The organism is Rhodococcus sp. R1101, from assembly GCF_000278445.1.
GTDB lineage: Bacteria > Actinomycetota > Actinomycetes > Mycobacteriales > Mycobacteriaceae > Rhodococcus > Rhodococcus gordoniae.
Genome location: NZ_AJVB01000821.1, coordinates 1 through 926, shown reverse-complemented (window position 1 = coordinate 926; position 926 = coordinate 1). Strand labels below are relative to the sequence as shown.

Sequence of the window (926 nt, the reverse complement as noted above, 5' to 3'; positions counted from 1 at the left end):
CACTCGCGTGGTTTCCACGGTGTCGAGGAGGGGCAGATCGCCGACCGGCAGGGCCGGGTCGTCGACCACGGCGTCGAGCACGCGGATGAACCGGGCGGCGAACTCCGCGACCGTCGATTCGTCGAACAGATCGGTCGCGTAGGTGAAGTAGCCGGTGATGCCAGTGGGCGTGCCGTCGTCGCTGTAGCGGTCGGTGACGATCAGGTGCAGGTCGAACTGCGAGATCTCCATGTCGGTGTCGAGACCGGAGATGGTGAGACCGGGGAGTTCGAGTGCGGCCTGCGCGAGGTTCTGGAACGACAGACCCACCTGGAACAGCGGGTGCCGCGCCGTGGACCGTGCGGGGTTGAGCACCTCGACGAGCCGCTCGAACGGCACGTCGGCGTTCGCGAACGCGCCGAGGTCGGCCTCACGGGTACGTCCCAGCAGTTCGGTGAACGACGCGTCCGAATCGACGTGGGTCCGGAACACCAGCGTGTTGACGAACATGCCGATCAGGTCGTCGAGCTCGCGCTCGCCACGACCGGCCATCGGCGTGCCGATCGCGATGTCGTCGCTCGAGGACATGCGTGCGAGGAACACCGCGAGTGCGGTGTGCAGCACCATGAACATCGTGGTGTTCGTGCGCCGGCCGAGGTCGGCGAGGCGCCGGTGGAGTTCGGCCTCGACCGTGAAGTCGACGCGGCCGCCCCGGAACGACTGGACCGCGGGACGCGGCCGGTCGCTCGGGAGATCGAGTTGGTCGGGCAGGCCGGCGAGAGCCTGCTTCCAGTACTCGACCTGCTTGGCGGCCAGCGATTCGGGATCGTCCTCGCTGCCGAGCACCTCGCGCTGCCAGATCGCGAAATCGGCGTACTGCACGGGCAGCGGCTCCCACGCCGGGGCGTCGCCCTGCGACCGCGCGACGTAGGCCGTCATGAGGTCGC

At 68.7% G+C, this 926-nt stretch carries 1 protein-coding gene; it reads right to left on the bottom strand.

Going from position 1 to position 926, the window contains the following annotated elements; translation table 11 throughout:
* The coding region (locus R1101_RS28735; RefSeq protein WP_037225190.1) for a condensation domain-containing protein at positions 1–926 on the bottom strand (926 nt) is incomplete at both ends.